At 39.5% G+C, this 3,887-nt stretch carries 5 protein-coding genes; all 5 read right to left on the bottom strand.

What is annotated here, in order from left to right:
- Positions 1–23: 23 nt before the first annotated feature.
- On the bottom strand, positions 24–776 hold the full coding sequence (locus FJR08_RS22365; RefSeq protein ID WP_168634626.1) for a Uma2 family endonuclease: 753 nt from the start codon (positions 774–776) through the stop codon (positions 24–26).
- 588 nt (positions 777–1,364) lie between these two features.
- Positions 1,365–1,892: an NAD(P)H-quinone oxidoreductase subunit J gene (locus tag FJR08_RS22370; protein WP_015081489.1), complete on the bottom strand. Its 528-nt coding sequence runs from the start codon at positions 1,890–1,892 to the stop codon at positions 1,365–1,367.
- Positions 1,885–2,622, bottom strand: a complete 738-nt coding sequence (locus FJR08_RS22375; RefSeq protein WP_015081488.1) for an NADH dehydrogenase subunit K — start codon at positions 2,620–2,622, stop codon at positions 1,885–1,887. The genes FJR08_RS22370 and FJR08_RS22375 overlap by 8 nt, the downstream gene beginning before the upstream one ends.
- Positions 2,613–2,975, bottom strand: coding sequence for an NAD(P)H-quinone oxidoreductase subunit 3 (locus FJR08_RS22380; protein WP_015081487.1), 363 nt, complete (start codon positions 2,973–2,975; stop codon positions 2,613–2,615). Before FJR08_RS22380 ends, FJR08_RS22375 begins: the two co-directional genes overlap by 10 nt.
- 403 nt (positions 2,976–3,378) lie before the next feature.
- On the bottom strand, positions 3,379–3,887 hold a 509-nt coding region (locus FJR08_RS22385), incomplete at its 5' end, for a calcium-binding protein (RefSeq protein WP_168634627.1).

Raw genomic sequence — 3,887 nt, forward strand, 5'->3', positions numbered from 1 at the left:
GGTGGGCGAGTCCCACCCTACTTTTAGTTTTCTGGTTCGATACCTAATGCTCTTAATTGTGCAGCTAGTCTTTCAGCACGCTGTGTTTCCTGTTCTGCGCGTTGTTTTTCTTGTTCTATCTCTTGTCGTTTTTGTTCTACTAACTCTGAACTCCACAACAATAAATTTCCCTGTTCGTCCCACCATCTTAACCATTTACCAGTTAAGTTTTCTCTTGTCCCTTCCCACACTCCCAGATAAAGATTCATTTCTTCTATCCAGTAAAGTTGGTTTTCGTGAGGATTTTGCAAAGTGTACAAACCTGTATTAGAGTTTAGCTGGTAAAATTCTAAACTACCGTTATCGGGTTCAAAAATAGCGTAATTGGGTATTTTTAAGATTTTTTCATAGAAAAACCATTTTCCAGGGGGATAAGTTGGTTTAATGGAATATTCTGTTCCGTCTGTATCAGAAATAAATTCCATAACGATAACTGGAATATCTCCCTGGAGTTGGGGTGTATAACTACGAAAGACTTCTTTTTTAGTGCCGCGAATTTCCGGGATATAAGCCCAATCAGGAGCTTTAATGACAATTTTGCCATTTACGGTGGCACAGATACCGTAGTTAGTCGTTGTGAGGCAACTGGGGGGAAGTTTACCAGCTAGTTGGAGGCTTTCAGTCAGGGCAGAGGCTTGGGCTGGTTGATAGATGTTGTCCACTGGATCATCTGGGAGAATGTAATCATCGGGTAGTTTTTCCCAAGTGATTTGGTATGCTTGGGTAGCAATGATCATGATGGGTTTTCCTGTATTCAGGTTGTAAATTCTAGTTTAACCAGTTATTGCCATTACAGCATTTATTATTGTTCATTTAACCATCCTTATAAATTAGAAATTTTACTAAAATAATTAATTGCCAAACGAAGTTTAGTAATGGGTTTAACCCTTTCCACCTGTAGCACGTTTGATGACAATTTGCTGTATCATCCTTATCTTTAGCAGCTATTAAAGGATAAAAATCAATTATGGTTGGAGGTTGTATTTTTAACATGATATTTTACCTATCTCTAACTCTTAATTAACCAGCATTTATATTTTTTATTATAACTAAGGGACTTCCAAATAAAAAAAATACTCAACAACCTAATGCAAAAATCTCTCAAACCCTTATTCCTCTGTGTCCTCTGCGCCTCTGTGGTTCGTTAATCAGGATAATTTATTTCTTGAAAGTCCCTAAAATTCTTAACTTATAATTACATTAATTGATGCTTGGATAATTATTTATAATTCACTATTACACAAATAAAGACTTATAACTTAAACCCCTCTCCACAACTGGAAAGGGGTTAATTGTCACTACTGAAAACTCAATTCCAGCAATCCTTAATAAGCATTTTGTAACTCATAAAAATCAGGTGAGATGTAATCTTTACGTAAAGGCCAACCTACCCAATCTTCTGGCATCAAAATCCGTTTTAAGTTAGGATGACCTTCATAGATGATGCCATACATATCATAGCTTTCCCGTTCTTGCCAGTCTGCTGTTTTCCAAATCCAGTAAACTGAAGGCAAAGAGGGATTTTCTCTGGGTAAAAACACTTTCACCCTGATTTCTTCAGGACGGTCAGCATTATCACTAACTTTAAGTAAATGATAAACACTTACCAATTCTTCTCCTGCACCTAAGTCAATTCCTCCCTGAAATTGGAGATAATTAAACCCATAGGCATACAAAGCTGTAGAAATAGGCAGTAGAAAATCTGCGGGGACTTTAATTATTTCTACTCCGTTAGCGTCAAGTTCTAGAAACTCATGGAAAAAGCCATTTGACCCTAACCATTGGGAAACTTTACCGGGTTTAACTAGAGGTGCTTCCGCTACGGGAACTGGTTTGGATTCTTCTTCAGCCACGTGCTTGTTCCTCCTTCTGTGTCTTTGCTGTCAACAATCCTGGGGGTACAGCCATACCAATTGCTTCCGTCAATTCTTTGGGGGGATTGAAGCGGGTTTCTGACTGCATATATTTACCAGTTAATATTTCGGGAACTGGCTTCATATTATGAGTTGTACTGTAGTAGCGGTGAACTTGCTTGATGTTATCCCGTTCCTGCATAGACTCGTTGGCAATTTTTTTCCGCAGTTTAATAATTGCGTCAATAATCGCTTCTGGACGGGGAGGACAACCAGGCAAATATACATCTACAGGAATCAGCTTATCAACTCCGCGCACTGCGGTAGGTGAGTCAACGCTAAACATTCCCCCAGTAATTGTACAAGCGCCCATGGCAATCACATACTTGGGTTCGGGCATTTGTTCATAAAGACGCACCAATTGGGGAGCCATCTTCATGGTAATTGTTCCCGCAGTGATGATTAAATCGGCTTGTCGGGGGCTACAACGAGGAATTAACCCAAAACGGTCAAAGTCGAAGCGAGAGCCGATTAATGCCGCAAATTCAATGAAGCAGCAAGCTGTACCAAACAGTAAAGGCCACAAACTAGAAAGTCGCGCCCAGTTGTAAAGGTCATCAACGGTGGTTAAAATGACGTTTTCTGACAGTTCATGGGTAACTGTCGGCCGTTGAATGGGGTTGATGATTTGTTCTTTGTCTGGGGTGATGATATTAGAATTTAAGACCATTCCAAAGCTCCTTTGCGCCATGCGTAAACTAAGGCGATGATAAGAATCGAAATAAAGACTAGGGCTTCGATAAATGCCAATAAACCCAAACGGTTAAATGCAACTGCCCAAGGATACAAAAATACTGTTTCTACGTCAAAGACAACGAAGACCAGAGCAAACATATAGTAACGAATGTTGAACTGAATCCAAGCTCCGCCAATGGGTTCTAGTCCGCATTCGTAAGTTGTGCGTCTTTCCAGACTGTTACCAGTGGGTCTAAGAATTTTTGAGGCTGACAGTGCTAGGACTGGAACTAGGCTACACAGGAGAAAAAAGCCTAGAAGGTACTCGTAACCGCTAAGAACAAACACAATGTTTTTCTACCGCTAATGGTGTAAGGGAATAAGCTATCAGTTATCAGAGTTATAGCTTGACAGGCGTTTACTGATAACTGTTCACTGCAATATATGGATCATGTTCTTTTACATTATATCTTTTAGGGCTTTCTCGAATTTGTATTGAGATCCCTGACTTTTCTAAAAAGTCGGTGATCTCAGTATATTTGAATCCTTTTGATTATTAACCTCAGTTTCTAAGCACTTATAAACAAATCGAACTATTTATACTCAACACGGCTTAATCATTTGATTCTGTGGGTAAGGGTTTAGCACTGCTAAACCCCTACAAATCTAGGTTTTTCGTAATTTTGTCAAAGTCCATGTCCCAACCGTTTTGGTTAATTAACAGTAGGAAGTTTGACTTGCTGAATATCCTCTAAACAATCACAAAATGATTGACATTCAATGTTCCGGTTAAACCCGTAACTTCAATAATGGCATCATTAGCCGCATTAAACCCTGCTGTTGCATCATTAATGGCAACAAAGGTTTTTTGTCCAAAACTGAATTGAGCCGCAAAATTTGACCCAAAGGCTGCCGCAGTTAATTTTGCTACGATACCAGCAGCATCCAGGGTATTAACTGCGCCCACATTCACAAATCCGGCTCGTGCGGTAGAAACACGGAATAAATCATTACCTGTGGTGGCGTTGAAGTCAGTAATCACATCAAAGTTAGCTAAGAGAGAATCAGTAAGATTTTGGTAAACAAATTTGTCACTTCCTAAACCACCAGTTAGAGTATCTTTACCACCCCCACCAGTGAGAATATCATTATTTGCACCACCAACGAGGAAATCATTACCACTAGTACCTGTCAAAGTCAGACTAGAGGGATTACCAATCACACCATCACTATTAGCATCTATGCCAAAGTTAGTTTCTT

The sequence above is a fragment of the Dolichospermum sp. UHCC 0260 genome, from assembly GCF_009711985.1.
In the GTDB taxonomy this organism is placed as follows: Bacteria; Cyanobacteriota; Cyanobacteriia; order Cyanobacteriales; family Nostocaceae; genus Dolichospermum; species Dolichospermum lemmermannii.

Bases quoted from the DNA above. Each gene is read 5' to 3' on its own strand.
- FJR08_RS22375 (WP_015081488.1), bottom strand. From the start codon at position 2,622: ATGGTCTTAAATTCTAATATCATCACCCCAGACAAAGAACAAATCATC.
- FJR08_RS22365 (WP_168634626.1), bottom strand. From the start codon at position 776: ATGATCATTGCTACCCAAGCATACCAAATCACTTGGGAAAAACTACCC.